The organism is Streptomyces sp. JLBT605 (genome assembly GCF_058215555.1).
The window spans coordinates 4073884-4099199 of record NZ_CM177087.1; the positions used below are offsets into that span (position 1 = coordinate 4073884).

25 protein-coding genes are annotated in these 25316 nt (G+C 71.9%); 9 read left to right on the forward strand and 16 right to left on the reverse strand.

Going from position 1 to position 25316, the window contains the following annotated elements; translation table 11 throughout:
- Positions 1-92: 92 nt before the first annotated feature.
- Positions 93-1466: an MFS transporter gene (locus AC4BDD_RS17685; protein ID WP_490686411.1), complete on the reverse strand. Its 1374-nt coding sequence runs from the start codon at positions 1464-1466 to the stop codon at positions 93-95.
- Positions 1467-1529: 63 nt separating this feature from the next.
- Here AC4BDD_RS17685 and AC4BDD_RS17690 point away from each other — a divergent pair, with 63 nt between their 5' ends.
- Complete coding sequence (locus AC4BDD_RS17690) at positions 1530-2513, forward strand: LysR family transcriptional regulator (protein ID WP_490686412.1); 984 nt, start codon at positions 1530-1532, stop codon at positions 2511-2513.
- 112 nt (positions 2514-2625) lie between these two features.
- Here the strand turns inward: AC4BDD_RS17690 and AC4BDD_RS17695 are convergent, their stop codons facing one another.
- A complete protein-coding gene (locus AC4BDD_RS17695) occupies positions 2626-3390 on the reverse strand; it encodes an alpha/beta fold hydrolase (protein WP_490686413.1) in 765 nt (254 codons plus the stop codon).
- A gap of 104 nt (positions 3391-3494) precedes the next feature.
- On the opposite strand from AC4BDD_RS17695, the gene AC4BDD_RS17700 reads away from it, so the two are divergent.
- From AC4BDD_RS17700 to AC4BDD_RS17710, 3 genes are all read left to right on the forward strand, one after another.
- A complete protein-coding gene (locus tag AC4BDD_RS17700; RefSeq protein WP_490686414.1) occupies positions 3495-4661 on the forward strand; it encodes an adenosine deaminase in 1167 nt (388 codons plus the stop codon).
- Between the two features lie 131 nt (positions 4662-4792).
- On the forward strand, positions 4793-5113 hold the full coding sequence (locus tag AC4BDD_RS17705) for a hypothetical protein (RefSeq protein WP_490686415.1): 321 nt from the start codon (positions 4793-4795) through the stop codon (positions 5111-5113).
- A 153-nt stretch (positions 5114-5266) separates the two neighbouring features.
- Positions 5267-6034 (forward strand): hypothetical protein, encoded by a 768-nt coding sequence (locus tag AC4BDD_RS17710; RefSeq protein WP_490686416.1) that lies wholly within the window; start codon positions 5267-5269, stop codon positions 6032-6034.
- A gap of 25 nt (positions 6035-6059) precedes the next feature.
- On the opposite strand, the gene AC4BDD_RS17715 is transcribed toward AC4BDD_RS17710, so the two are convergent.
- From AC4BDD_RS17715 to afsQ1, 5 genes are all read right to left on the reverse strand, one after another.
- A complete protein-coding gene (locus AC4BDD_RS17715) occupies positions 6060-6266 on the reverse strand; it encodes a PspC domain-containing protein (protein ID WP_490686417.1) in 207 nt (68 codons plus the stop codon).
- 77 nt (positions 6267-6343) lie between these two features.
- Positions 6344-6925: a VanZ family protein gene (locus AC4BDD_RS17720; RefSeq protein WP_490686418.1), complete on the reverse strand. Its 582-nt coding sequence runs from the start codon at positions 6923-6925 to the stop codon at positions 6344-6346.
- 181 nt (positions 6926-7106) lie between these two features.
- A complete protein-coding gene (locus tag AC4BDD_RS17725; RefSeq protein ID WP_490686419.1) occupies positions 7107-7718 on the reverse strand; it encodes a hypothetical protein in 612 nt (203 codons plus the stop codon).
- Positions 7715-9166: an ATP-binding protein gene (locus AC4BDD_RS17730; protein WP_490691821.1), complete on the reverse strand. Its 1452-nt coding sequence runs from the start codon at positions 9164-9166 to the stop codon at positions 7715-7717. The genes AC4BDD_RS17725 and AC4BDD_RS17730 overlap by 4 nt, the downstream gene beginning before the upstream one ends.
- A gap of 188 nt (positions 9167-9354) precedes the next feature.
- Positions 9355-10032, reverse strand: coding sequence for a two-component system response regulator AfsQ1 (gene afsQ1 / locus AC4BDD_RS17735; protein WP_490686420.1), 678 nt, complete (start codon positions 10030-10032; stop codon positions 9355-9357).
- Positions 10033-10226: 194 nt separating this feature from the next.
- Here afsQ1 and AC4BDD_RS17740 point away from each other — a divergent pair, with 194 nt between their 5' ends.
- On the forward strand, positions 10227-10982 hold the full coding sequence (locus tag AC4BDD_RS17740; protein ID WP_490686421.1) for a SigE family RNA polymerase sigma factor: 756 nt from the start codon (positions 10227-10229) through the stop codon (positions 10980-10982).
- 266 nt (positions 10983-11248) lie between these two features.
- Here AC4BDD_RS17740 and AC4BDD_RS17745 read toward each other — a convergent pair whose 3' ends face one another.
- Positions 11249-11878: an ATP-binding protein gene (locus tag AC4BDD_RS17745; RefSeq protein WP_490686422.1), complete on the reverse strand. Its 630-nt coding sequence runs from the start codon at positions 11876-11878 to the stop codon at positions 11249-11251.
- A 127-nt stretch (positions 11879-12005) separates the two neighbouring features.
- Between AC4BDD_RS17745 and AC4BDD_RS17750 the strand changes: the two genes are divergently transcribed.
- Entirely contained in the window at positions 12006-12440 is a 435-nt protein-coding gene (locus AC4BDD_RS17750) for a hypothetical protein (protein WP_490686423.1), read from the forward strand.
- Positions 12441-12754: 314 nt separating this feature from the next.
- On the opposite strand, the gene AC4BDD_RS17755 is transcribed toward AC4BDD_RS17750, so the two are convergent.
- Genes AC4BDD_RS17755 through deoC form a run of 3 tightly spaced genes read right to left on the reverse strand, consistent with a single transcriptional unit; the run spans position 12755 to position 16056 of the window.
- Entirely contained in the window at positions 12755-13627 is an 873-nt protein-coding gene (locus AC4BDD_RS17755) for an aldehyde dehydrogenase family protein (RefSeq protein WP_490686424.1), read from the reverse strand.
- Entirely contained in the window at positions 13620-15053 is a 1434-nt protein-coding gene (locus AC4BDD_RS17760) for an aldehyde dehydrogenase family protein (protein ID WP_490686425.1), read from the reverse strand. Before AC4BDD_RS17760 ends, AC4BDD_RS17755 begins: the two co-directional genes overlap by 8 nt.
- Before the next feature lie 7 nt (positions 15054-15060).
- On the reverse strand, positions 15061-16056 hold the full coding sequence (gene deoC, locus AC4BDD_RS17765) for a deoxyribose-phosphate aldolase (RefSeq protein WP_490691822.1): 996 nt from the start codon (positions 16054-16056) through the stop codon (positions 15061-15063).
- A 164-nt stretch (positions 16057-16220) separates the two neighbouring features.
- Between deoC and AC4BDD_RS17770 the strand changes: the two genes are divergently transcribed.
- Positions 16221-16850 carry a PH domain-containing protein gene (locus tag AC4BDD_RS17770; protein ID WP_490686426.1) on the forward strand — a complete coding sequence of 210 codons (630 nt, stop codon included), beginning with the start codon at positions 16221-16223 and terminating at the stop codon, positions 16848-16850.
- A 102-nt stretch (positions 16851-16952) separates the two neighbouring features.
- Here AC4BDD_RS17770 and AC4BDD_RS17775 read toward each other — a convergent pair whose 3' ends face one another.
- Complete coding sequence (locus tag AC4BDD_RS17775) at positions 16953-17495, reverse strand: GNAT family N-acetyltransferase (protein WP_490686427.1); 543 nt, start codon at positions 17493-17495, stop codon at positions 16953-16955.
- Positions 17492-18769 (reverse strand): NsdA family TPR-like regulatory protein, encoded by a 1278-nt coding sequence (locus AC4BDD_RS17780; protein WP_490686428.1) that lies wholly within the window; start codon positions 18767-18769, stop codon positions 17492-17494. Before AC4BDD_RS17780 ends, AC4BDD_RS17775 begins: the two co-directional genes overlap by 4 nt.
- A gap of 157 nt (positions 18770-18926) precedes the next feature.
- On the opposite strand from AC4BDD_RS17780, the gene AC4BDD_RS17785 reads away from it, so the two are divergent.
- Complete coding sequence (locus AC4BDD_RS17785) at positions 18927-19427, forward strand: recombinase family protein (protein ID WP_490686429.1); 501 nt, start codon at positions 18927-18929, stop codon at positions 19425-19427.
- Between the two features lie 450 nt (positions 19428-19877).
- Entirely contained in the window at positions 19878-20285 is a 408-nt protein-coding gene (locus AC4BDD_RS17790; RefSeq protein WP_490686430.1) for a hypothetical protein, read from the forward strand.
- A 98-nt stretch (positions 20286-20383) separates the two neighbouring features.
- Here the strand turns inward: AC4BDD_RS17790 and AC4BDD_RS17795 are convergent, their stop codons facing one another.
- The 3 genes from AC4BDD_RS17795 to AC4BDD_RS17805 form a co-directional block, all read right to left on the reverse strand.
- On the reverse strand, positions 20384-21613 hold the full coding sequence (locus tag AC4BDD_RS17795) for a hypothetical protein (protein WP_490686431.1): 1230 nt from the start codon (positions 21611-21613) through the stop codon (positions 20384-20386).
- Between the two features lie 273 nt (positions 21614-21886).
- On the reverse strand, positions 21887-23560 hold the full coding sequence (locus tag AC4BDD_RS17800) for a phospho-sugar mutase (protein ID WP_490686432.1): 1674 nt from the start codon (positions 23558-23560) through the stop codon (positions 21887-21889).
- 924 nt (positions 23561-24484) lie between these two features.
- Positions 24485-25306, reverse strand: a complete 822-nt coding sequence (locus AC4BDD_RS17805) for a purine-nucleoside phosphorylase (protein WP_490686433.1) — start codon at positions 25304-25306, stop codon at positions 24485-24487.
- Positions 25307-25316: the final 10 nt, after the last annotated feature.

Sequence of the window (25316 nt, forward strand, 5' to 3'; positions counted from 1 at the left end):
ACGTGCGGTACCGGGCCGCAGGGACACGGCGGCCCGGGGCAGGCAAGGCGCGAGCCGCGGCCGGTGCGCCCTGCCCGGACCTGGAGCGAGGATCAGCGTCCCGTCAGCCGGGGCAGGGTCAGGGACGGCCGGGCCGGGTGGGCGGCGCGGGCGGCTCGTTCGGCGCGGGCCGCCCGGGTGCCGTGCAGGGTGATGCCGGCCGCGGCCAGCACCGCCGCCAGGCCCAGCAGGACCGTGCCGGACCAGCCCGCCGCGTGGAAGGCGAGGGCGCCCAGCGTGCCGCCCGCGCTGCTGCCCAGGTAGTACGTGGTCTGGTAGAGCGCCGACGCCTGGGCGCGACCGGTCTTCGCGGTCCGGCTCACCGAGGAGGACGCCACCGCGTGGCCGGCGAAGAAGCCCGCGGTGATCAGTACGAGGCCGAGCAGGACGGCCGCCAGCGAGGCGGCCAGGGTCAGCAGCAGACCGGCGGCCGTGGTGCCCACCGCCAGGTACAGCGCGCCGCGCCGCCCCAGCTTTCCGACCACCCGGCCGGCCGTCGCCGAGGAGAGGGTGCCGACCAGGTACACCAGGAAGATCGAGCCGACGACGCCCTGCGGAAGCCCGAACGGCTCGCCCACGAGCCGGTAGCCGATGACCGTGTAGACCGCGCCGAAGACCGTCATGAAGAGCGCGCCGATCGCGTACAGCCGGCGCAGCAGCGGGTCGGACAGATGCCCGCCCACCGTGCGGGCCACCGCGCGCGGGCTCAGCGGGCTCGGGGTGAAGTTGCGGGCCCTGGGGATCAGCAGCCGGAAGACGATCGCCGCGACCACGGCCAGCGCACCCACCGCGCCGAGCGCGGCCCGCCAGCCCCATGCCTGTGCCACCCAGCCGGTGACGATGCGGCCCGACATGCCGCCGATGCTGTTGCCCGCCACGAACAGGCCGATCGCGCCGACCAGCGCCCTCGGGCGCACCTCCTCCGCCAGGTACGCCATCGCGGACGCCGGCAGCCCGGCGAGCGCCACACCCTGCACGGCGCGCAGCGCGATCAGCCAGCCGAGGCTGGGCGCGAACGGGATCACCAGCGAGACCAGGGCGGCCCCGCAGAGCGACGCCGTCATCATGGTGCGCCGCCCGAACCGCTCGGACAGCGCGCTGAGCGGCAGCACCGCCAGCGCAAGCGCGCCGGTCGCGGCCGAGACCGTCCAGCTCGCCTGATCCGGCGTCACACCGAGGTCGGCGGAGATCGCGGGCAGCAGGGCCTGGGTGGAGTAGAGGAGTGCGAAGGTCGCGACGCCCGCGGCGAAGAGGGCGAAGCTCATCCGGCGGTAGCCGGGGCCGCCCGGGTGCAGCTGCGCGGGCCGGTCGCAGGAGGAGGTCGGGCGGGAGTCGGACGGCACCGTCGGGATCGGGTCGGACAGGGCCGTCGAGGTGGCGGCGTCCACGCGGATCGCGGTGGACGCCCCGGTATCGGCATCAGGCATGCCACGACGTTAAGGACCCGGCAGCTGATGCGTCCAATGCATAGAGGGGCAATAATCGATGCTGTGCAGCATGAGCAGAGGTCAGAGCGGTCCCTGTCACGCCACCGCAACGAAAAAGACGTACCGACCGAGGTCGATGTGGAGGCCGAGTCCTGGGCCCGGACGCTGACCCCGCGGCTGGCGCAGTTCGCCGCCGTGGCCCGGCACGAGCACGTCACCCGCGCCGCGCAGCAGCTCGGCGTGCCGCAGTCCACCCTCAGCCGCGCCATGGTCAGGCTCGAACAGGACCTGGGGGTCGCGCTGTTCGCCCGCCGCGGCCGCGCCGTCTCCCTCACCCCGGTCGGCCGCACCTTCCTCGCCTCCGCCGAGCGCGCGCTGGCCGAGGTGGAGCGGGCGGCCGAGACGGTGCGCGCCGACGCCGACCCGGCCACCGGCCAGATCGCCTTCGGCTTCCTGCACACCCTGGGCACCGAGACCGTACCCGGCCTGATCCGCGCCTTCCGGGTCGACCATCCCCGGGTCCGCTTCCAGCTCATCCAGAACTACGGCGAGGCGATGATCGAGCGGCTGCGCGCGGGCGGCCTCGACCTCTGCCTCACCTCACCCGTGCCCGACGCCCCCGACCTGGTCGCCCGTCGTCTGGACGAGCAGCGGCTGCGGCTGGTCGTCCCCGATGACCACCGGCTGGCCGGACGCAAGCGGGTCCGGCTGGCGGAGGCCGCCACCGAACTCTTCGTCACCCTGGAGCCGGGGTACGGACTGCGCCGCATCACCGACGCGCTGTGCGCCGAGGCCGGGTTCAGCCCACGGGTCGCCTTCGAGGGGGAGGAGGCGGAGACCCTGCGCGGTCTGGTCGCGGCGGGCCTGGGCGTGGCGCTGCTGCCGCCCCCGCCGGTGCCCCGGCCGGGCGTCGTCGAGCTCACCGTCACCGCGCCGCGCGCGGTCCGCGAGATCGGCGTCGCCTGGCTGGAGGGCCGCCCGGACACCCCGCCGGTGGCCGCCTTCAAGCGCTTCCTGCTGGCCCAGCGCGGGCACCTGCTGGCGTGACCCAGTCCGGGGCGCCGGCGCGTCCGCCGTCGTCGGGCGGCGCGATTCCGGTCGCCGGGCGCCACCCCGTCGTCGGGCAGCGCCTCCTCGGGCCGCAGCGCCTCCCCGGTCGTCAGTGGTGCAGGGTGCGCCCGAAGCCCGATGCCAGCGGCATCCGCAGCCCCAGCGGCGGCGGGGCCGCCAGCGCGTCCGCGACCGGCCGGGAGAAGCCGCGCGCGAAGAGCGAGCCGAGCAGGAAGTCGACGGCCAGCGCCTGGACTTCGGCGCGGTGCTGGTGCAGCCTGTGCCGGTCCGAGTGCACCTCGAACCGGCACACGTCGCGGTTGACCTTCTTGGCCCGCTCCGCCAGCCGGTAGGACAGGTCCGGGTCGGCGCGCTCGTCGTTGGTGCCGTGCGCGATCAGCACCTGACGGCCCACCAACTGCTTGACCGGCTCGGGGTCGAGGGCCTGCGCGGGCTCCGGAAGCCAGGGCGACAGCGCCAGCACCGAGCTGACCGCTCCATGGCCGGCGGCGTGCAGCGCGGCGCGGGCGCCCATGCCGTGCCCGGCCAGGCAGACCGGGACGTCACCGTAGCGGCGCACCACCTCGTCGGCCGCCCAGTGCGCGTCTTCCACCGGGTGGGCCGCTGAACCGTTCCAGCCGCGGTGGCGATAGCGCAGCACATGGGCGGTGAGCCCTTCCGCCGCACCCGCCCGGATCAGCTGCCGGGCCAGTGGCCGTACCGCCGAAGCGGCCAGCGGGGACGGCCGTCCGGTCCCCTCGGCGACGCCGCCGGGGAGCAGCAGCACCACCCCGTGAACGGTCTCTCCCGCCCTCGCCGCGCCCATCGGACGCCCCAGCCGGGCGCCGCGTTCCGGCAACGTTTGCTGAGCCATGGGAAGAACGATGGCAGAAGGCCGCGTGTACTCCACCCCGCCCGTCGGTCACCGTTGGATATCTTTCGGAAGCGATCTACGCGCGTAGGGGCTATTGTGCGGAGATGACGAGCGAGAACCACGAGACTCCGACCCAGGAACAGATCCGTCGCGCCCCCAAGGTGCTGCTCCACGATCACCTCGACGGCGGGCTGCGTCCCGCCACCATCATCGACCTCGCCCGGGAGACGGGCTACGACAGCCTCCCGGAGACCGACCCGGCCAAGCTCGGGGTCTGGTTCCGCGAGGCCGCCGACTCCGGTTCGCTCGAGCGCTACCTGGAGACCTTCTCGCACACCTGCGCCGTCATGCAGACCCGTGAGGCGCTGGTGCGGGTCGCCGCCGAGTGCGCCGAGGACCTGGCCGCCGACGGCGTCGTCTACGCCGAGGTGCGCTACGCCCCCGAGCAGCACCTGGAGGCCGGCCTCACCCTGGAGCAGGTGGTCGAGGCGGTGAACGAGGGCTTCCGCGAGGGTGAGCGCCGCGCCAAGGAGAACGGCCACCGCATCCGGGTCGGCGCGCTGCTGACCGCCATGCGGCACGCCGCCCGCGCCCTGGAGATCGCCGAACTCGCCAACCGCTACCGGGACCTGGGCGTGGTCGGCTTCGACATCGCGGGCGCCGAGGCCGGCTTCCCGCCCACCCGCCACCTCGACGCGTTCGAGTACCTCAAGCGGGAGAACAACCACTTCACCATCCACGCGGGCGAGGCCTTCGGTCTGCCGTCGATCTGGCAGGCGCTCCAGTGGTGCGGCGCCGACCGCCTCGGGCACGGCGTGCGGATCATCGACGACATCCAGGTCGCCGAGGACGGCACCGTGCGGCTCGGCCGGCTGGCCAACTACGTCCGGGACAAGCGCATCCCGCTGGAGATGTGCCCCACCTCGAACCTCCAGACCGGCGCCGCCACCTCGTACGCCGACCACCCGATCGGCCTGCTGCGCCGGCTGCACTTCCGGGCCACGGTCAACACCGACAACCGGCTGATGAGCGGCACCAGCATGACCGCGGAATTCGAGCACCTCGTCTCCACCTTCGGCTACACGCTCGATGACATCCAGTGGTTCACGGTCAATGCGATGAAATCCGCCTTCATTCCTTTCAGTGAACGTCTCGCCATGATCAATGATGTGATCAAGCCCGGGTACGCCGAGCTGAAGTCCGAATGGCTGTTCCGCCCGACTGCCGTCGGGGCGCCGCTGGCCAGCGATCCTTCCCTCGCGCAGGGCTGAAATCGCCGGTAACGGTTAAATGAAAAGCGGTCGGGAGGAAACCTTCCGGCCGCTTTTCATGTTTGCCGTGGGGGAGAAAGTGCGGCTATTTTGCAGTGCCGCTCAAGACCCCCAACAAGGACAGATTTCATATGAAGCAGGGAACCATCAAGACCCTTGGCACCGTCGTCCTCGGCGCGGCCGCGGTCGTCGCCGGTGCCGGCTCCGCGTCCGCCGAGTCCTCTGGCCCGCTGGTCAGCCCGGATGGGGCGGGGGCGAACCTCGGCGTGCTGACCAGCGGCGTCCGCGAGGTCGTCGCGCCGCATGCTGACACCCGGCAGACCGGTGGCTACGCGAAGTGGCAGACCAGCGGCAACCGGGGAGTCGTCGGCGTCCCGTTCGACGGGGTCGTCAAGACGCTGGGCTCCGTCGGCGGACTGAGCTCCGGCCCGGGCCCGATTACGAATCAGTAGTCGTCGTACGCGAATGGAACAGGCACGTGGTGGGCCGCACACCCGCGCGGGGTGTGCGGCCCACGCGCCATATGTCAAGATCGCTCACCGATGTGGCGCTGCGATGGATGCGATCCATGCCATCCACGCGATTGATCAACGGGGTGAAGTCACGTGAACAAGGTGGTATTCCGCGACCGGCCCGGACGGGCGGGAATGCGGGCCAAGTCGGCGGCTGTAGTGGCCCTGCTGACCGTTTCCGCGCTGGCCACGGCCTGCGGCGGTTCGGACGGCGGCGGTGATCCGGCCCCGACGTCCAAGCCCACCGGGCAGGACGACAGCGGGCGCACCTCTCCGCTGGAACCGCTGATCATCACCCAGCGGGAACTCAAGGGCCATGTGGTCACCGTCCGCAAGGGCGACGCGACGGCCACGCCCCGGTCCCTGGACGGAAAGTGCGAACCGCTCGCCGCCTCCACCGGGTTCAAGCCGAGCAGGCACGCCCGGGACACGGTCAGCCGGGGCATCACCAAGAGCGCCGACCCGACGAAGTTCGTCACGGTCAGCCTCAGCTCCTACGCGCCCGGCGGCGCCAAGAGCGCCAAGCGCTTCATGAAGGAGCTCAAGACGGCGGTGGCCGCCTGCGCGTCCGGCTTCGACACCCGCCTGAAGGGCGAAAAGGGCCGTTACAGCCATGTCCGGGAGATCCCCGTGACGGCGCGGGGCGACGACTCGATCGCGTACGCCATGACCGCCCGGTCGGAGGGCCACAAGGTCGAACTGAACCTGACCGCCGTGCGCTCCGGTCGGACGGTCGCGTTCTTCGCGGGCCTGGACATGAAGAACTACGCCGCGGGGTACCGGGTCCCGCAGAAGATCATCGACAGGCAGGTGGCGAAGCTCCAGAAGCACCGGGGCGAGGGGAAGAAGCAGGCCGGCTGAACCGCTCACCGGCCGGCCGGCGGCCTCACCACGCCTCGCGGTACTGCTGCTCCTCGGCGGGCAGCACGATCCACAGCGCCAGATAGAGCAGGAACTGCGGGCCGGGCAGCAGACACGACGCCACGAAGATCACCCGCATCGTGGTCGCCGACATCCCGAAGCGCCGAGCCAGTCCCGCGCAGACTCCGGCGATCCGCTTGTTGTGAAGGGGGCGGACAAGAGGGGCAGCCATGGTGACTCCTGGTGGTCATACGTCTGGTCGTCCAGGCCGCGTTTCCGGGATCTTCCCGGCGACCCGATGACTCAACGTTACGACCGGGGTCGGGGCAGGGCATCGCTCCAGCGAGCGATCCCGACCCTGGGGATCCTCGGGGTCACCGGCTGGAGGGCCTCCTCCTCCCGGGGGAGGGAACCCGTACGGTGCCGCTCGCCGCGGCGGCGGAGCCAACCGCGCGCGGCGGGCACGACGGCGAGATGCGCCAGCGCCACCCCGGCGGTGTTCAGCAGCATGGTGTCCACGTTGACCTGCTGACCGGTCGGCCAGCTCTCCGCCACCCCGACGGCCAGTGCGGTCATCGCACCCGCGAAGACGGTCCGGGCACAGGAGGTGAACCAGCGGGCCTCCACCCGGCCCCCGGCCAGCGGCAGCAGCACCCCCAGCGGGGCCAGCAGCAGCAGGCCGCCGCCCAGGGCGCGCACCGCCTCGCCGGGCCCGCGCGCGAGATCGGCCCGGATGGTGGACAGCGGCTCCATCGTCGCGGGAGTCACCCAGGCCACGTCCACCGGGCGCAGGGTCAGCCACCACACGCACGCGAGATGGGCGATGAGGAGTACGCATCCCGCGGCGCGGAAGCGGAAGGCGGCCGTTCGGCCGGAACCATGACCCTGCACGCCACTTAAGGACGCCACCAGCGGGGGTTGCGGTTCCGCTCGCACCCCGCTGGTCAGAACCCGGTTACCGACCGGTCGGCCCGATCATGCCCCAGCACCCTCCGGTCACCCGCGAACGCGGCCGACCCGGCCGGCCATACGTACCGCTCAGCCGCACACCCCGCTCGGCCGGCCGCCCCGCTCAGCCCACCGGTACGCCGGAGCTGAGCGCTATCGAAGGGTGCTCGCGCATGCGCGCGTCGCAGGTGTAGCGCTTGGGCGGTTCGGCGGTCTCCGGCCCGCCCAGGATGACCGAGTCGCGCTTGTCGGCCGTCGCCGCCGAATGCGCGTAGGTGCACACCAGTTGGGCCAGCCCGAACGGCGACAGCTCCTCGGGCAGCCGGTTCAGCCGCAGCGTCCGCTTCGGGTCGCTCCCGGCCGGACCGAAGACCTCGACGCCCTCCAGCACATCCGAGCCGAACCCGGCCTCGCTCTCCGCCGCCGAAGGCTCCTCCTGCAACTGCCCCAGCAGCTCACGGGCGAACAGCAGCGGTTCGGCGGCGGCCTGGGCGTCACCGAGCTGGGCGCTGCGCTGCACCGCTTGCAGTTGCGAGGCGCACACCAGATACACCTTGACCGGGACCCGGCCCGCCAGCTGCGGGGCGCGTCCGTCCTTGGGCGCCGCACAGGACGCGCGGGACGGCGCCGGCCCGGCATCGACCGGCACCGAGGTGCCGCGGATGCCGCACCCGCCGAGCAGCAGCGCGACCGCGCCGAACGCGGCGGCCCGCACCGCCGCGGGCATCCTCCTCATCGCGGGCCCTCCTTGCCGTTGTCCTGCTCCGAGGACTCCACCCGGGACGAATCGCGCGGCAGCCGCAGGGTGAAGACCGCGCCGCCTTCGTCCGAGTTCGCGGCCTCGATCTCCCCGCCGTGGATGTGCGCGTTCTCCAGCGCGATGGACAGTCCCAGACCGCTGCCCTCCGACCGGGGCCGGGAGGCGCTCGCCTTGTAGAAGCGGTCGAAGACGTGCGGCAGCACCTCCTGGGGAATGCCCGGGCCGTGGTCCCGCACCCGGATCACCAGCTCGTCGTCCTCGGTGAGCACCGAGACCCGCACCGGCGAGCCGCCGTGCTTGAGCGCGTTCCCGATCAGGTTGGCCAGGATCACGTCCAGCCGCCGCGGATCCAGCCGGGCCATGATCCCGCGCTCCGCGTCCAGCTCCACCGCGTCCAGCCAGGCCCGCGCGTCGATGCACGCCGTCACCTGGTCCGCCACATCGACGTCGTCGAGCACCAGCCGCGCGGTGCCCGCGTCGAAGCGGGTCACCTCCATCAGGTTCTCCACCAGGTCGTTCAGCCGCCGCGTCTCGCTGACCACCAACTGCACCGCCGGGGCGATCATCGGGTCGAGCGAGTCGGCCTCCTCCTCCAGTACCTCGGTCACCGCGGTGATCGCGGTCAGCGGGGTGCGCAGCTCATGCGACATGTCGGCGACGAAACGGCGGCTGGCCGCCTCCCGCGCGCTCAGCTCCGCGACCCGCTTCTCCAGCCGCTCCGCGGTCCGGTTGAAGGTCCGGGACAGATTGGCGAGCTCGTCCGAGCCGGAGACCTGGAGCCGGGTGTCGAGCTTCCCCTCGCCCCACCGCTGCGCCGCCTCGCCCAGCCGCTGCACCGGCCGCAGCACCGTGGACGCCGCGGCCTGCGCCAGCAGCGCCGAGCCGATCAGGGCCAGCGCGGTGGCGATGCCCAGCGACCAGGCCAGCGAGTTGAGGTCCTGGCGCTCGTTCTCCAGCGACTTGAGCATGTAGCCGGTGGGGCCGCCGCCGATCACCTTGGCGCCGCCCACCAGGTACGGCTTGCCGTCCTTGGTGATCCGCTGCCAGTACAGGTGGTACGGGGCGCTGTTGGAACCGCTCACCGCGCGTTCCTTGTTCACCGCACGGCGCAGCGCGGGCGGCACCATGTCGAGGGTGAACACCTCCGGGTCGGAGGCGGCCGGGCAGGCCCCGCCGCCCTCGGTCGGGGTGATCAGCAGCACCTCGTACTTCTGCGCGTTGTCCGCCATCTCCCGCGCGGCGTCCTGCAGCGCGGGGCAGGTGGGCACGCGCGCCAGCAGCCCCGCGGTGTCCTTGAGGGACTTGTGGAACTCGTCCAGCGCGGCGTCCTGGGTACGGGTCAGCACGGCGTCCCGGTTCAGCCAGTACGCGATCGCCGACGCGGACACCGCGGCGACCAGGGCCACCAGCGCGAAGACCAGCATCAGGCGCAGCCGCAGACTGAGCCACCGCAACAGCCCCGCCGCCCAGCCCCGTGCTCGACCGGGCTCTTCACTCACAGCGCGGTGTCCTCACATGTCCTCGTGTCTCATGCCTGCCGTCACCGTGGACCCTGCCGCCCCCACCGGTGGTGCCGTGCCCACCGGGCGCGCCGCCGCCACGGACCGCCCCGTCACTGCGGCGCGTCCAGCCGGTACCCGACACCGCGCACCGTGCGGATCAGCGTCGGCGAGGACGGCACGTCCTCCACCTTGGCGCGCAGCCGCTGCACACAGGCGTCCACCAGCCGCGAGTCGCCGAGATAGTCGTGCTCCCACACCAGGCGCAGCAGCTGCTGGCGGGAGAGCGCCTGCCCCGGCCGGCGGCTCAGCTCCAGCAGCAGCCGCAACTCGGTCGGCGTGAGCTGGAGGTCCTCGCCGTTCTTGGTGACCGTCATCGCGGAGCGGTCGATCACCAGGCTGCCGAAGGTCGCGGAGTCGTTGGCCTCCCGCTCGCCGCGCCGCAGCACGGCCCGGATACGGGCGTCCAGCACCCGGCCCTGCACGGGTTTGACGACGTAGTCGTCCGCGCCTGACTCCAACCCCACCACGACGTCGATGTCATCACTGCGCGCGGTCAGCAGAATGATCGGCAGCTGGTCGGTGCGCCGGATACGGCGGCACACCTCGAAGCCGTCGATGCCGGGCAGCATCACATCCAGCACGATCAGGTCCGGCCGCTGCTCACGCAGCAGCTTCAGACCGTCCTCGCCCGTCGCCGCCGTCGCCACGCGGTGGCCCTGGCGGGTCAGGGAGAGTTCGAGGGCCGTGCGGATGGCGTCGTCGTCCTCGATCAGCAACAGGAAAGGCACGTTGGTCATTCTGGCCTACCGGGGGCCTCCAGTTCGACCGGCGGGCGCTCCTCTCACCAGACCTCCCCCTGTGACAGGCCTGTGACAGTCGACAGACAACGCGATGAAACTGGCCCGGCAGTCTTTTGAGCACCGGGAACGACAGCCCGGGAAGCCAGCGAATCCGAGCAGGCTCCACCGACGGGGGGCGCGAGATGAACACACTGCACAGCAGCAGCAAGAGCGCAGTCATTCGCACGCGCCTTCACGACGCCGGTCGGAGCACAGAGAAGTCCGGTGCCGTGAGCGGGCGGGGGTGCGCTCGCGGCACCGGACGTGGACGCCCGCCGTACATGGTGGCCATCGACGCCACCACCACGGGGGACCACGGGGGAAGCACGTACGGGGAGGTACCGGGGGAGCGGCGCCCCAAGGCGCGGTCGGGGGAGGCCGAAGCGGCCTTCACCGCCTACGTCCAGGAGCGCCGCGCCTCCCTGTACGCCACCGCCTACCACCTGACCGGCGACCGGTACGAGGCCGAGGACCTGCTGCAGAGCGCACTGTTCTCGACCTACCGCGCCTGGGACCGGATCAGCGACAAGGCGGCGGTCGGCGGGTACCTGCGCCGCACGATGACCAATCTGCACATCAGCGCCTGGCGTCGGCGGAAGCTCAACGAGTACCCGACCGAGGAACTGCCGGAGACGGCCGGCGACCACGACGCGATGCGCGGCACCGAGCTGCGCGCCGTGCTGTGGCAGGCGCTGGCCCGGCTGCCCGAGACGCAGCGCACGATGCTGGTACTGCGCTACTACGAGGGCCGCACCGACCCGGAGATCGCCGACATCCTGAACATCAGTGTCGGAACGGTCAAGAGCAGCATCTGGCGCTCGCTGCGCCGGCTGCGTGAGGACGACGTCCTGAGCTTCGGCCGGGACGAGGAGGAGTCCTTCGGCGAGCTCGTCGCCTGAGCGCCGAAGGCATCGGGGGGAACCCACGGGGGACACGGGGGTACAGGCGACACGGGGGAAAGTACGGGGGAAAACCGGGGGAAAGCGGGGGAACCACGGGGGAAAACGGGGGTCCGCCACTCGGGGGAGTGGCGGGAAGCACAGTGAAGCGGGACCGGACAGCCCGGGGGGGCCTGTCCGGTCCCGCTTCGTGTGTTCTGCCCGGTGTTCCGCTCCGGTGTTCCGCTCGGGCCTTCTGTCCGGGCCTCCCGCCGGAGGCGCGTCGCTCAGGCCCGGACGTGCTCGCGGCGCCGGCCGGCCGCCGCGGACGCGATCCGTCCCATCGCCTCGTCCCGCCCGCAGGGGTGGGCGCCCAGCGCGGTCTGCCGGGAGACCACCCCGCGCTCCGCCCGCATCAGCCGCAGGCCGCGGCGCACCAGATACGGCGCCGACTTGCGGCCCTCCCGCAGGTCCCGCGCCAGCCGTCGGCGGAAGGTGGTGACGGGCCGGCCGCACAGGCACAGCGCGTCGGCCAGCACCCCGAGCCGGCGGCAGTCCTCGATGATGTCCGCGGCGAAGATGCCCTCCGCGATGAACACCGGCGTGCGGCCGATGTCCAGGAAGTCCTCGCCGACCCGGCCGTTCGCGGCGATGGAGTAGACCGGCACCGCGGCGCGGGTCGTGCGGCAGAGCGTCTCGATCGCCGCCACCGCGTCCTTCGCGTGCCAGGACAGCGGCGAGTCCCAGTCGGTGCCCCCGCCGCCCGGCAGCTGCGGCAGCGTGGGGTCGTCACCGTCCTTGTAGAAGTCGTCGAGGTTCAGCACCGGCAGCCCGGTCAGGGTGGCCAGGGACGACTTCCCGGAACCGGACGGGCCGGACAGCAGGATGACGCGAGCGGGAACGGGATGTGAAGTCACGGAACACCAGTGTGAGGCATTGGTCCCTCCGGGGGACCCTCCGGGGCCTGGGAATGACGTGCCGGGTGGCACTCAACTACGCTGCGCAGTCGATCCATCACGTTCCACAACCGTCTGGCAGGTGGCCATGGCCTCGTCCGCACATCACGCACGTACTCCGCAGCCTCTCCGCTCACGCGCCCTGCTGCGCGCCGGTCTCGCCGTCTCGGCGGCTGGTGCGGCGCTGGTCGCGGGCGGCGCGTCGGAGGCCGTCGCGGCACCGACCGGGAACACCTCCTCGACGCCGAACAAGGTGAGCCTGCTGACCCCGGTGCCGGCCCTCAACACGCACATGGTGAAGGGCCAGCCGATCTCGCCGCCGGCCGCGCTGGGCGTGCTCAAGAACTTCCAGCCCAACCCGTGGGCGCAGACCCCCGCCGACCCGTTGAACAACAAGGTCGAGACCCAGGTCGCCGACTTCAAGCCGGTGAGCACCGGCGCGGCCACCGATGGGCTGTCGAGGGGCGACAAGGTCAAGCAGCTGCCGGTGCTCGGCACGGCCACCAAGTCGCTGCCGGGCTGATCACACCGGCCGGCCGATCGCGCCGGCCCACCGGGTGCCACCCGAAGTGGGCGTCGGCATCCGGCGTCGGATATCCGGCATCCGGCATCGGCATCCGGCGTCGGGTCCGGCCTCGGCATCCGGGCCGGTGCCCGGCATCGGCGCCGGGACGGCGAACGGCGGCCCCGACCGGCAGGAATGCCGGTGCGGGACCGCCGTTCGCGCGTCGCGTCCGCGGACCGCCGTGCGCGCCGTCCGCGGACCGCCGTGGGTGTGCCCCCGCCGCGGCCCTGAGTCGGCCAGTGAGCCGGCCCGGGGGGCGAGGGGGCGCCGTTTCAGATACCGATCGGGTGCCAGACCGTCTTGGTCTCCAGGAACGCCAGCATCCGGTCGGTGCCCGGCGCGGCAGTCCAGTCCACGTCCCGGGGACGGACCACTCGCTTGAGGTTGTCCGCGGCGGCCGTCTCCAGTGCCACCGCCAGCTCGCCGTGGAGCTCCCCGAACGCCCCCGCGATGTCGATCGCGTTGACGTCCTGGTGCGCGGCGAGCGGCCCGGACAGCTCGTTCGTCTTCCCCGACAGCACGTTGACCACTCCGCCCGGCACGTCGGAGGTGGCCAGCACCTCGGCCAGCGACAGCGCGGGCAGCGGGGCCTTCTCGCTCGCCACCACGACCGCCGTGTTACCGGTGACGATCACCGGGGCCAGCACGGAGACCAGGCCCAGGAAGGACGACTCCTGCGGCGCCAGGACCGCCACCACGCCGGTCGGCTCGGGGGTGGACAGGTTGAAGTACGGCCCGGCCACCGGGTTCGCCGCACCCGCGATCTGGGCGATCTTGTCCGACCAGCCCGCGTACCAGACCCAGCGGTCGATCGCGGCGTCCACCTGGGCCGCGGCCTTGGACTTCGACAGCCCCTCGGCGTCCGCGACCTCGGCGATGAACTGGTCCCGGCGGCCCTCCAGCATCTCCGCGACCCGGTACAGCACCTGGCCGCGGTTGTACGCCGTGGCGGAGGACCAGCCGCCGAACGCCTTGCGCGCCGCGACGACCGCGTCCCGCGCGTCCTTGCGCGAGGCGAGCGGGGCGTTCGCCAGCCACTTGCCCTTAGGGTCGGTCACCTCGTACACCCGCCCGCTCTCGGATCGGGGGAACTTGCCCCCGACGAACAGCTTGTAGGTCTTGAGAACACTCAAACGATCAGACATTGAGGTACGCCTCCAGACCGTGACGGCCGCCCTCGCGACCGAAGCCCGACTCCTTGTAGCCGCCGAACGGCGAGGTGGGGTCGAACTTGTTGAACGTGTTGGCCCACACCACACCGGCCCGGAGCTGGTCCGCCATCCACAGGATGCGCGAGCCCTTCTCCGTCCAGATGCCCGCCGACAGGCCGTACGGGGTGTTGTTGGCCTTCTCCACGGCCTCGGCCGGGGTGCGGAAGGTCAGCACCGACAGCACCGGGCCGAAGATCTCCTCGCGGGCGACGCGGTGCGCCTGGGTGACCCCGGTGAACAGGGTCGGCGCGAACCAGTAGCCGCTGGAGGGCAGTTCGCACTCCGGGGCCCAGCGCTCGGCGCCCTCCGCCTCGCCCGCGTCGGCCAGCGCCTTGATGCGGGCCAGCTGCTCGGCCGAGTTGATCGCGCCGATGTCGGTGTTCTTGTCCAGCGGGTCGCCGATGCGCAGCGTCCGCATCCGGCGCTTGAGCGCGTCCAGCACCTCGTCCGCGACCGACTCCTGCACCAGCAGCCGGGAGCCCGCGCAGCAGACATGGCCCTGGTTGAAGAAGATGCCGCTGACGATGCCCTCGACGGCCTGGTCGATGGGGGCGTCGTCGAAGACGATGTTCGCCGCCTTGCCGCCCAGCTCCAGGGTGAGCTTCTTGTGGGTGCCCGCGACGGTCCGCGCGATCGCCTTGCCGACCTCGGTGGAACCGGTGAAGGCGACCTTGTCGATGCCCGGGTGCGCGACCAGCTCGGCGCCGGTCGAGCCGTCACCGGTGATGATGTTGACGACACCCTTGGGCAGCCCGGCCTGGCGGCAGATGTCCGCGAAGAACAGCGCCGACAGCGGAGTGGTCTCGGCGGGCTTGAGGACCACGGTGTTGCCCGCGGCCAGCGCCGGGGCGACCTTCCACGCCAGCATCAGCAGCGGGAAGTTCCACGGGATGACCTGTCCGGCCACGCCCAGCGGCTTCGGGTCCGGCCCGAAGCCCGCGTGGTCGAGCTTGTCGGCCCAGCCCGCGTAGTAGAAGAAGTGCGCGGCGACGGTCGGCAGGTCGAAGTCGCGGGACTCGCGGATCGGCTTGCCGTTGTCCAGCGACTCCAGCACCGCCAGCTCGCGCGAGCGCTCCTGGATGATCCGGGCGATCCGGAACAGGTACTTGGCGCGCTCGGCGCCCGGCAGCGCGGACCACTTCTCGAATGCCTTGCGGGCCGCCTTGACCGCCCGGTCCACGTCCTGGGACCCGGCCTGGGCCACCTCGGAGAGGGCCTCCTCGGAGGACGGGGCGAGAGTCTTGAAGACCTTGCCGTCGGCGGCGTCGGTGAACTCGCCGTCGATGAAGAGGCCGTACGACGGGGCGATGTCGACGACCGCGCGCGACTCGGGCGCGGGAGCGTACTCGAATGCGTTCATGATCGGATCAGTCCACCGTCACGTAGTCGGGACCGGAGTAGCGCCCGGTGCTCAGCTTCTGGCGCTGCATCAGCAGGTCGTTGAGCAGGCTGGAGGCGCCGAAGCGGAACCAGTCGGGGGTCATCCACTCCGGGCCGGCCGTCTCGTTGACCATCACCAGGTACTTGATGGCGTCCTTGGTCGTCCGGATGCCGCCCGCGGGCTTCACGCCGACCTGGACCCCGGTGGCGGCCGCGAAGTCGCGCACCGCCTCCAGCATCAGCAGGGTGACGGGCGGGGTGGCGTTCACCGCGACCTTGCCGGTGGAGGTCTTGATGAAGTCCGCCCCCGCGAGCATCGACAGCCAGGAGACCCGGCGGACGTTGTCGTAGGTCTGGAGCTCACCGGTCTCGAAGATCACCTTCAGGTGGGCGGCGGTGCCGTCCTCGCGGGCGCACGCCTCCTTGACCGCCTTGATCTCCTCGAAGACGGACATGTACCGGCCGGAGAGGAAGGCGCCCCGGTCGATCACCATGTCGATCTCGTCGGCCCCGGCCGCCACCGCGTCGCGGGTGTCGGCCAGCTTCACCGGCAGCGCGGCGCGCCCGGCGGGGAAGGCGGTGGCCACCGAGGCGACGTGAACGCCGGAGCCGGCCAGCGCCTCCTTGGCGGTCGCCACCATGTCCGGGTAGACGCAGATCGCGGCGACCTTGGGGACGGTGCGGTCGGTGGGATCGGGATGGACACCCTTGGCGCACAGCGCCCGGACCTTGCCCGGGGTGTCCGCGCCTTCGAGCGTCGTCAGGTCGATCATGGTGATGGCGAGGTCGATGGCGTACGCCTTCGCCGTGGTCTTGATCGAGCGGGTGCCGAGATTCGCGGCCCTGGCCTGGAGGCCGACCGCGTCGACGCCCGGCAGGCCGTGCAGGAAGCGGCGCAGCGCGGCGTCGGAGGCGGTTACGTCCGCCATCGACGACAGTCGCTCCGCGGCGTCTTTGCCGTATGCGGGAACTGTGGTGGGCATGGTCACCAGATGAGCATATCTACGCGCGTAGCGCCTTGTCACCCCCCGAGGCCGGCTTCGCCGGATCGTTGTAGAGCGGACCGCCTCCCGGTGGGCCGGGCAGGTGATCAGCTGATGCCGTTTCGCAATGTCCGGATGGTGGGACGTCGGGCAGAATCGGGCGCATGACCGACCAGCAGACACCAGAGCCCGACTACGCCGATCGCGTCTTCCGGTCATCGAGCGGTATCGCGGGAGGGGTGCTGCTGCTGGCGCTGGGGGCCTGGCTGGGGATCGACGCGGTGATCAACGGCGAGGGGCAGACGCCCTGGGTGGCGCTGGCGGGGCTGCTGTGCGCGGTGCCGCTGGTGGTGGCCTTCACCCTGCGGCCCGCCGTCTTCGCGGGCGCCGACCGGCTGCGGGTTCGCAACCCGTTCCGGACGATCACGCTGCCATGGGCCTCGATCGAGGCGGTGCGGGCGAGCTACACCAGTGAGGTGCTGGCCGGCGGCGCCACGTACCAGCTCTGGGCCGTCCCGGTCTCGCTGCGACAGCGCAAGCGGGCGTCCCGGCGCCAGACGCAGGCTGCCGCCGACGACCTGTCCGGCCGCACCTCGCCGCACAGCGGCGTGGACACCGACAAGGCCACGCGAGCCGTCGCCGACCAGACCATCGCCGACCTGCGCGAGCTGGCCGAGACCAACGCCTCGCGCGAGGGCGCGCAGGGCGCGCCCGAGGTGCGCTGGGCGTTCGAGGTGATCGCTCCGGCGGTGGCCGGGGCGGTGCTGCTGGCGGTGCTGCTCGCGGTGGGCTGACATCTGGAGGCACTGTCGCCCACCTCGCTCCGCAAGGGCGAGGGCATGACAAGACCCCGGACGACCTGGTCCGGGGTCTCGCATTCGAAGTTCAGACGCTGGTCATCGAAGGGCCAGCACCATGGCGTCGTACAGCGGAGAGTCATCGAACGGCTGCATCTGGCCGACCTTCCGGTAGCCCCAGCTCTCGTACTTGGCACGGACCCTCGGGCGCGCACTGTCCACGATCAGCGAAGCGCGGGCCTCCCGACGCTGGCCCATCAGCTCGTCGTGAAGGCACCGCGCGATCCCTTTCCCGCGCCACGGCGCACGTACCATGATCTCGCACAGGCCGAAGGTGCCCTCGTCACCGTACTTCCGGACGCCTGCGTCGATGGGAGTCAGGACCTCGCGCCACTCACGGTCGCTGTCGAGTCGTCCATACGCATAGCCAATCGACTCGCCACCGATCTCGCCGAGGACACACGCCCAGCTGGAGCCCGAGGCGTGACCGGACAGCCGCTGCTCGAAACGCTCAACGGAGAAGAACGGGTCTGCCGCTGCCTTCTCGGAGTACACCTCTGCGTATACCTCCACGAGCGTGTCACGTATCTTCGGCAGGTGTTCGCGTGAGTAGTGGCTCACCGTGAGCACGTCTGCCGTCATTTTGTCGCCTTCCTGTATCGGTCTGCGAAGTCCGCGGTGCCTTGCGGAGCGCAGCTCAGCACGTCATCGCGGAAGTTCGCCAGATGAGTGCTCCAGCGCTGACTCCGCACCTGTGGAAGCAGTTTGAGGGCGTCGTGTCCGGCTTCCAGGGCTCCATCAGCGTCGCCGGTCGCCAGGAGGTTGCGAGCCAGGCTGACATGGGTGGCGAACTCGTTCCGGCGGAACGTGTTCGGTGCGACTAGCCTCAGTGAGTCGCGGTCGGCCTTGGCTGCCCGTGCGTAGTCGCCAAGGTGGTAGAAGCACAAGGCTGTCTGTCCGACCAGTTCATCCAGGCCGCAAAACTCCAGCCACGCGGGCGCTGGGCCGGAGGCTCGGTCCAGCTCCTGCTCAGCACGGTGCAGAGATCGTACGCAGCGGCCTTTCTCTCCTTCTACAGAGTGTCCCAGGGCAACCCGGGTGTGCAGAAGTGCGGACAGGCGCGGATCCCTGCGACCTCGGGTGGTCGCCAATGCAGCTCGGGCGATGGCGACGGCTTCACCGCCGTGCCCGAGGTCCGCAGCCTGCCGGGACATGCCGGCCCAGATTCTGGCCTGAAGCATTGAGTCCCCTGCCAGCAGTGCGTAGCGCAGCGCGGTGTCCCAACGGCTCTGCGCCTGACCCTGCCGCCCGCAGTCGTAGGCCAGCCAGGCTGCCTCGTCGCACATCTCGCCCAGCGCCTGGTGCAGTTGGGTCTGCACCCGCCCGCCGTACGTGCATCGCCGCATGACGTGCTCGACGTGCTCCACGTACCGGCCGGCCATGTCAGCCAATTGAGCACTGCCGTACCTGCGGTCAAGCTGTACCAGCTGCGCCTCTGCTGCCCGGACTCGGGCGACATCGCTCATGCCCAGACGGCCCGACTCAGGGAGGGCAGGTAAGGCGATGAGGGTGCCGAGACCAAGAACGAATTTGCGGCGAATCACGGGCGAATCCTGTGGAAGGGCGGGTGGTGACGTCGGCGCGGCAGCCCCGACGGTAGCCGAAGCAGGAGGTCTGAATCCCAGTTCAACAGCAGATCGGCCGAATACCGCCTCCAGGGGCAACCGACTGGCGGTCCTTGGCCACGCCACCTCGCCCTTCAGCCAGCGGCCTACATGACGTGCGGTGCAGTTCCCCCGCTGACCGAAGCGCCGTTCGGCCGAGTCGTTCAGCGCCTCGGCCAGCCCCTCGCGAGTGAAGCCATGCTCGGCCATGAGCCGCCGGAGCGTCAGATTCGGGTGCAGGTGTTCTGGCATCAGTTCTCCCGGAAGCGACCTGCATCACCGTAGCGGTGTCGTGACGATGAGTGAAGAAGAGTGTCCCGCTCGGCTGAAGTAGGTGGAGACGCGACTGTCCTTTCACGGGGGTCCCCGCCGCGCGACCGTTGTCGCAACGTCGAAGAGAGGCGACAACATGGCTCCAGAGCAGCACCACTCGGAGGAAAAACCGCCCGTACTGGCGTTCATCTACGACCGCCACGCAACCCCCGACGCGAAAGCGCTCAATGAGCGCATCGCGGCATGTCGCGGCTACGCCGCCAAGCGCGGATGGGAGGTCGCGGGCCAGTACATCGACTACGGGGCCAACGCCATCGGCGGTCGGAGGCCCGCGCTGAAGTTCCTCGCGGCGGAGATCGGGTATCGCGCGAGCTTCGACCGCACGGCGGTGTGCCTGGTCCACGACTGGGACCGAATCAGCAGGGACGCCGACCAGTCTCTGGTACTGCGCCGCCGGATCACGCTGGTGGGTGGTCACTGCGTGACGATCGACGGCGTGGACGACACCGGCGAGGGTGCCGGGCGCGGCTTGCTCAGTGCGCCGATTTCCGTTGTGCGGTACATCGGTGAGCCGCCGCGACGCATCGGTCGTGAGATTTCGCCGGGGGCCATCCTGACGCCTCCGAGCCTGAAGTGAGAGCCGCGCAGGTTGTCTTCAAGGCTGAGCAGCCCCAGCCGACCCAACAGGCGGCCGCTCCCGCGCCGGTCGCCGGCACGGACGACCACAGCAGAAGCCGGAGCCAACAGCTCCCTTCGTACTCCCGTCCCAGCCGGAACCTTGGCCGGACACGGCTGGGACGGGCCGCCCCCTCTCGGGGGCTCGGCAGTGCACAACCGGCGCAGCGGGTTGCCGTGCGCCCGTCCTACACAGGAGATCACCATGCGACAGCCGATGGGTCGGGTCAAGCCCGGCGTGGCCAATCACGATCCCGAGGACGAGAGTCCGGACCGCGACGCCCCCAGTGAACCGACCGGCAGCGGGTGCGGTGACGGCCAGGGCTGCGGTCGTAGCTGACCTGCTCGAAGCCCGTTGAACCGGACACCCCTCGCCTTCCGGCCGGGGGTGTCCCCTGCTTGGAGGAGCACGATGGCAGGTACACCACACCACCACGCCTACGAGTGGCTCGGGCCCGGTCGGGAGCTGATCAGGCCTGGCGACGCGGTACGTCGGCCTCATCATCCTGAGTTCGCGTCCACGGGGATGATGCCCTTGGAGTGTGCCGACTGGCTCAGGAAGCCCGTCCGCTTCATCCGGGCCACCTTCGGGGCTCCGGCCGAGGCGGTCGGCTGGTTCTCTGAGCGGATGGACGAGCACGGTCAACTGTTCAAGGAGCCGTACAGCCCCTTCGGCGGCTGGGAGGGAGTCCAGCGGCGTCTGATCGCGGGTGAGGACTTCGTCGGCGGCTGGTACGTCACGGGCGATCGATTCCTGTCACTAAACCTGATCGCATGCCCGAACCGGTTCCGGCCCGAGTACGCATGTCCCCTTCACTAGTTCACTAGCGCATCGCTGTGCTGTCCGTCCGCCGGCCACCAGGTCCGTCGGATCTCCGTTCGCCGCGCGGTGGGCGGGCGTCAGTGGCGCCGGGAGCCTCACGGCGCGCTCGGCCAGACCAGGGCCATGTACGCGCCGAAGTACGCCGAGGACAGCGCCGCGCCGCCGATCACCAGGATTTTGGTGCGCGCACTGCCGTGGGCCACGGCGAGTGCGATCGGCAGCAGCAGCGGGAAACCCGGGAGCAGGAAGCGGGCGCGCGGGAAGTAGACACCGCCGCTGCCGAGCCCGATCAGCAGCAGTATCCCGGTGAAGACCAGCAGCGGCAGCGGCTGCCGGTCGGCCAGCGAGAGCAGGTAGAGCAGACCGGCGGCGACCAGGCTGACCGAGACGATGACCAGGAACAGCTCCGGCCGCGACTGATACATCAGGTTGGCGCGCAGGTCGCGCAGGGTCCGCACCCCCCAGTCCAGCTCGTTGGTCCAGGTCCGCTGGACCGCGAAGTAGCCGTCCCAGCGGTGCAGACGCAGCCCCACCCAGGTGATGTAGCCGAGCCAGCCGAGCGGGGCGAGAGCCGCGCCGAGGGCGATCCGCGCCCGCCGCGTCCCGGCCGTACCGCGCCGCCGCCACAGCAGGATCAGCGCGCAGACGGTGACGGCGGTGGCCACCGCTATCCCCGTCGGCCGGGTGAGCCCGGCCAGCAGGGACAGCGAGCCGGCCCACACCCAGCGGCCGGTCAGCACGGCGTACAGCGACCAGGCCGCCATCGCCGTGAACAGCGATTCGGTGTAGCCCATCCACTGGACGAGGGCGACCGGCGTCGAGCCCCACAGGACGGCGAGGATCGCCCCGACGGCACGCCCGTGGAGGCGGTCGCCCACCGCGAAGATCCCCCAGGCGGCGAAGAGCGAGGCGAGCAGCGAGAGCAGCAGGCCGATGGTGGCCCGGGAGCCCGGGGTCACCCCGGCGACGCCCTTGACCAGCACCGGATAGAGCGGGAAGAAGGCCAGATCGCTGCTGTCGCGGGCGCCGGTGAGCACCCGGTCGTAGCCGTGGTCGGCGATGCCCAGATACCACTTGGAGTCCCACTGCGCGGCGAGCTGCGGCCACAGCCCGTGGCCCTTGGCGTGCGCCCACAGGGCCAGGACGACGAGGCCGAGCAGCCGGACGGCCGCGTAGCCGATCAGCGCGGGCGCGGCCCGGCGCAGCCGCCGGGCGAGTCTGGCACGGTGGCGACGGAACCGGTCGCCCCGTGCGGGCCGGAGCGGCCGGACGGCGGGGACGCCGTCCGGGCGCGGGGAGGTCTCAGGGGATGCGGAGGGGAGCAAAGCGGCAACTCCTGTGACGGGGACCTGTGAGTTCAGCGTGTCCCGGGCGGAGAGTCGGCGCGTGGGGGAGGTGCGGCAGGCGCAGTAGGGGAGTCACCGGTTCGGGTGCGGGGGAGGGGCGGGGGGTTTGAACCGGGGGAGGTGGGAGTGCGGGCTGGGATGGGCGCGGAAACGGGTGGGGCCCGGCCTTGCGGACACCAGCAGTGTCCTGAAGGCCGGGCCCCTGCCCGTGACGGCCCGTGAAGGCCCGTGAAGCGGCGGCGCGACGCCGGGTCAGATGCCCGCGGCGGCGGCCAGGTCCGTCTTGAGCGCGTCCAGGACGGTGCCGGCCGTGCGGCGGGCGGCGGTCAGGTCCTGGGCCGTGGGGACGTCGACGACGACCTCCAGATAGCACTTGATCTTGGGCTCGGTGCCGCTGGGGCGGACGATGACCCGGGCGGCGCGGACGCCCCCCGGCGCCTCGCCCCCGGTGGCGGCCAGCTGGTAGCGCAGGCCGTCGGTGGGCGGCAGGGTCTCGGTGCCCTGGGTGAGGTCCTCGGCCGAGGTGACGGTCAGTCCGGCCAGCTCGGTCGGCGGCTGTTCGCGCAGCCGCCGCATCGCGTCCGCGATCAGCGAGAGGTCCTCCACGCGCGCCGACAGCTGGTCGGTGGCGTGCAGACCGTGCTTCATCGCGATGTCGTCGAGCAGGCTCGACAGGGACCGGCCCTCCGCCTTGAGGGTGGCGGCCAGCTCCGCGACGAGCAGCGCGGCGGTGATGCCGTCCTTGTCGCGTACGCCGTCCGGGTCGACGCAGTAGCCCAGCGCCTCCTCGTAGGCGAAGCGCAGCCCCTCCACCCGCGACAGCCACTTGAAGCCGGTCAGCGTCTCGTCGTACGGGAGCCCGCCACGCGCGGCGATACGGGAGAGCAGCGACGAGGAGACGATGGTGGTCGCCAGGGTGCCGCTCGCGCCCTTGCGCACCAGGTGGGTGGCGAGCAGCGCGCCCACCTCGTCGCCGCGGAGCATCCGCCAGCCGGACTCGGTACCGGGCGCGGGCACCGCCACGGCGCAGCGGTCGGCGTCCGGGTCGTTGGCGATGATGATGTCCGGACCGGCCTCCCGCGCCGTCGCGAAGGCCAGGTCCATCGCGCCCGGCTCCTCCGGATTGGGGAAGGCCACGGTCGGGAAGTCCGGGTCCGGGTCGGCCTGCGCGGCGACCACGACCGGCTCCGGGAAGCCCGCGCGGGCGAACGCGGCGGTGAGCGTGGTCCGGCCGACGCCGTGCATCGGGGTGTAGACCACCCGCACCTCGCGCGGCGAGCCGGGGGTGAGCACCGCGTCGGTGCGCGCCAGGTACGCCTCGACCACCTCGTCACCCAGGGTCTCCCAGCCCTCGGACGGGCGCGGGACGTCGTTCAGGGAGGCGACGGCGGCGATCTCGGCGGCGATCTCACCGTCGGCGGGCGGCACGATCTGGGAGCCGTCGCCGAGGTAGACCTTGTAGCCGTTGTCGCGCGGCGGGTTGTGGCTGGCGGTGACCTCCACGCCCGCGACCGCGCCCAGGTGCCGGATGGCGAAGGCGAGGACGGGCGTCGGCAGCGGCCCGGGCAGCAGGGCCGCCCGCAGTCCGGCGCCGATCATCACCGCGGCGGTGTCCCGGGCGAAGTCGGCGCTCTTGTAGCGGGCGTCGTAGCCGATCACCACCAGGCCGCCGGTGTGGCCCTGGCCACCCAGGTACGCGGCGAGCCCGGCGGCGGCGCGGATCACCACGGCGCGGTTCATCCGCATCGGCCCCGCGCCCAGCTCCCCGCGGAGTCCGGCGGTGCCGAACTGGAGGGTGCCGGCGAAGCGGGCGCCGATCTCCTCGGTGTCCTCGGCGTCGAGCAGCTTGCCCAGCTCGGCGCGGGTGTCGGGGTCGGGGTCCTCGGCCAGCCAGGCTCGGGCACGGGCGATCAGTGCGGACTCCACGGATCCTCCTCCGGAGGGGTCGGGTCTGGACGGGGCCGGGCGGTTCACGTGCACCGCCCGGCGGTGTGCCGGAAAACTGCCCGCGGGGCGGGGCGGGGTGGTGCGGGGCGCACCGGGGTGGTGCGGTGGGTGTCGCCATGGTGCGGCGGGCACCCGTGCGGGTGTCGCCACGGTGCGGCCCGCACCTGTGGGTGCTGCCGCGGCACGGCGCGCATCCGTGGGGTGTGGCCCCGTGTGGCGCGCACCTGCGGTGGTGCCGGCACGGCGCGGCGTGCCCGTGGCGCGCCCCGCTGCCGGCGCGCGGTGCGGCGTGCGCCGCGTACGCCCCGGGCGGATGCGCCGCCATGGCTCGCACCCGTGCGGGGGTGCGGCCGCGGCATGCACATCGTGCGCGTGGTACGTCGCGTCCGCACCCGGGATGGGCGGTGCGGCCGCGGCACCCAGGTCGCGCATGGTGGTGCCACGCGCGCCCCGGGACGGTGGTGCGGTCGGATCACCCCCGTCGTGCGTGGCGGCGCCCCGCGCGCCCCACGGTGACGTGGCCCGCGCGCCCCACGGCGACGTGGCCCGCGCGCCCCACGGCGACGTGGCCCGGACACCGTGCGGTGACGCGCCCGCGCACGAACCGGGCGTGGGTGACGCGCCCGCACACCCCGCGGCGACGTCGTACGCACACCGCGCGGTGACGCGCTCGCACACCGCGAGGTGGCGCGCCCGCACACCGCGAGGTGGCGCGCCCGCGCACGGACGGGTCTCGGTGACTCGCCCCTCAACCCGGTGCGGCGCCGCGCACAGGCGTGCGGGGCGCCGCACCGGGTCGGGGGGAGGACCGCTCGGTGGCGCGGGGTGGACGGACTCCGGCCACCGAGCGGCGTCGTCGGGACCAGCCTGCCGCACGGTGCGCGGCGCGCACCGGGGGACCGGTCAGATCCGGTCGAGGATCTGCGCCAGCAGGCTGCCCATCCGGGTGGCGGAGTCGCGGCCGGCCTGGAGCACCTCTTCGTGGTTGAGGGGCTCACCGGTCATGCCCGCGGCCAGGTTGGTGACCAGGGAGATGCCCAGCACCTCGGCGCCGGCCTCGCGAGCGGCGATCGCCTCCAGCGTGGTCGACATGCCGACCAGGTCCGCGCCGAGGGTCCGGGCCATGCGGATCTCGGCCGGGGTCTCGTAGTGCGGGCCGGGGAACTGGAGGTAGACGCCCTCCTCCAGCGACGGGTCGACCTGCTTGCACAGCGTGCGCAGCCGCGGCGAGTACAGGTCGGTGAGGTCGACGAAGTTCGCGCCGGCGATCGGCGAGGTGGCCGTCATGTTGATGTGGTCGCTGATCAGCACCGGCTGACCGGGGCGCATGCCCTCGCGCAGGCCGCCGCAGCCGTTGGTCAGCACGATGGTCTTGCAGCCGGCGGCGACGGCGGTGCGCACGCCGTGGGCGACGGCGGCGACGCCGCGGCCCTCGTAGAAGTGGGTGCGGCCCAGGAAGACCAGGGCGCGCTTCTCACCGATCTTGTACGAGCGGATGGTGCCCGAGTGGCCCGCGACGGCGGGCGGCGGGAAACCGGGCAGTTCGGTGACGGGGAACTCGTGCTCCGGCGTACCGAGAGCGTCGGTGGCGGGGACCCAGCCAGAGCCCATGACGAGGGCCACATCGTGGGTCTCGGCGCCGGTCAGCTCGCGCAGTCGCGCGGCGGCGGCACCGGCAGCGGCGTGGGGGTCGCCCTGGATGTCCGAAGTAACTGATGCGTTCACGCGCATGAGG

Coding starts and splice junctions, on each gene's coding strand:
- AC4BDD_RS17685 (WP_490686411.1), bottom strand. CDS start 1,466: ATGCCTGATGCCGATACCGGGGCGTCCACCGCGATCCGCGTGGACGCC.
- AC4BDD_RS17695 (WP_490686413.1), bottom strand. CDS start 3,390: ATGGCTCAGCAAACGTTGCCGGAACGCGGCGCCCGGCTGGGGCGTCCG.
- AC4BDD_RS17700 (WP_490686414.1), top strand. CDS start 3,495: ATGACGAGCGAGAACCACGAGACTCCGACCCAGGAACAGATCCGTCGC.
- AC4BDD_RS17705 (WP_490686415.1), top strand. CDS start 4,793: ATGAAGCAGGGAACCATCAAGACCCTTGGCACCGTCGTCCTCGGCGCG.
- AC4BDD_RS17715 (WP_490686417.1), bottom strand. CDS start 6,266: ATGGCTGCCCCTCTTGTCCGCCCCCTTCACAACAAGCGGATCGCCGGA.
- AC4BDD_RS17725 (WP_490686419.1), bottom strand. CDS start 7,718: ATGAGGAGGATGCCCGCGGCGGTGCGGGCCGCCGCGTTCGGCGCGGTC.
- AC4BDD_RS17730 (WP_490691821.1), bottom strand. CDS start 9,166: ATGCTGGTCTTCGCGCTGGTGGCCCTGGTCGCCGCGGTGTCCGCGTCG.
- AC4BDD_RS17740 (WP_490686421.1), top strand. CDS start 10,227: ATGAACACACTGCACAGCAGCAGCAAGAGCGCAGTCATTCGCACGCGC.
- AC4BDD_RS17750 (WP_490686423.1), top strand. CDS start 12,006: ATGGCCTCGTCCGCACATCACGCACGTACTCCGCAGCCTCTCCGCTCA.
- AC4BDD_RS17755 (WP_490686424.1), bottom strand. CDS start 13,627: ATGTCTGATCGTTTGAGTGTTCTCAAGACCTACAAGCTGTTCGTCGGG.
- AC4BDD_RS17760 (WP_490686425.1), bottom strand. CDS start 15,053: ATGAACGCATTCGAGTACGCTCCCGCGCCCGAGTCGCGCGCGGTCGTC.
- deoC (WP_490691822.1), bottom strand. CDS start 16,056: ATGCCCACCACAGTTCCCGCATACGGCAAAGACGCCGCGGAGCGACTG.
- AC4BDD_RS17770 (WP_490686426.1), top strand. CDS start 16,221: ATGACCGACCAGCAGACACCAGAGCCCGACTACGCCGATCGCGTCTTC.
- AC4BDD_RS17775 (WP_490686427.1), bottom strand. CDS start 17,495: ATGACGGCAGACGTGCTCACGGTGAGCCACTACTCACGCGAACACCTG.
- AC4BDD_RS17780 (WP_490686428.1), bottom strand. CDS start 18,769: ATGCCAGAACACCTGCACCCGAATCTGACGCTCCGGCGGCTCATGGCC.
- AC4BDD_RS17785 (WP_490686429.1), top strand. CDS start 18,927: ATGGCTCCAGAGCAGCACCACTCGGAGGAAAAACCGCCCGTACTGGCG.
- AC4BDD_RS17790 (WP_490686430.1), top strand. CDS start 19,878: ATGGCAGGTACACCACACCACCACGCCTACGAGTGGCTCGGGCCCGGT.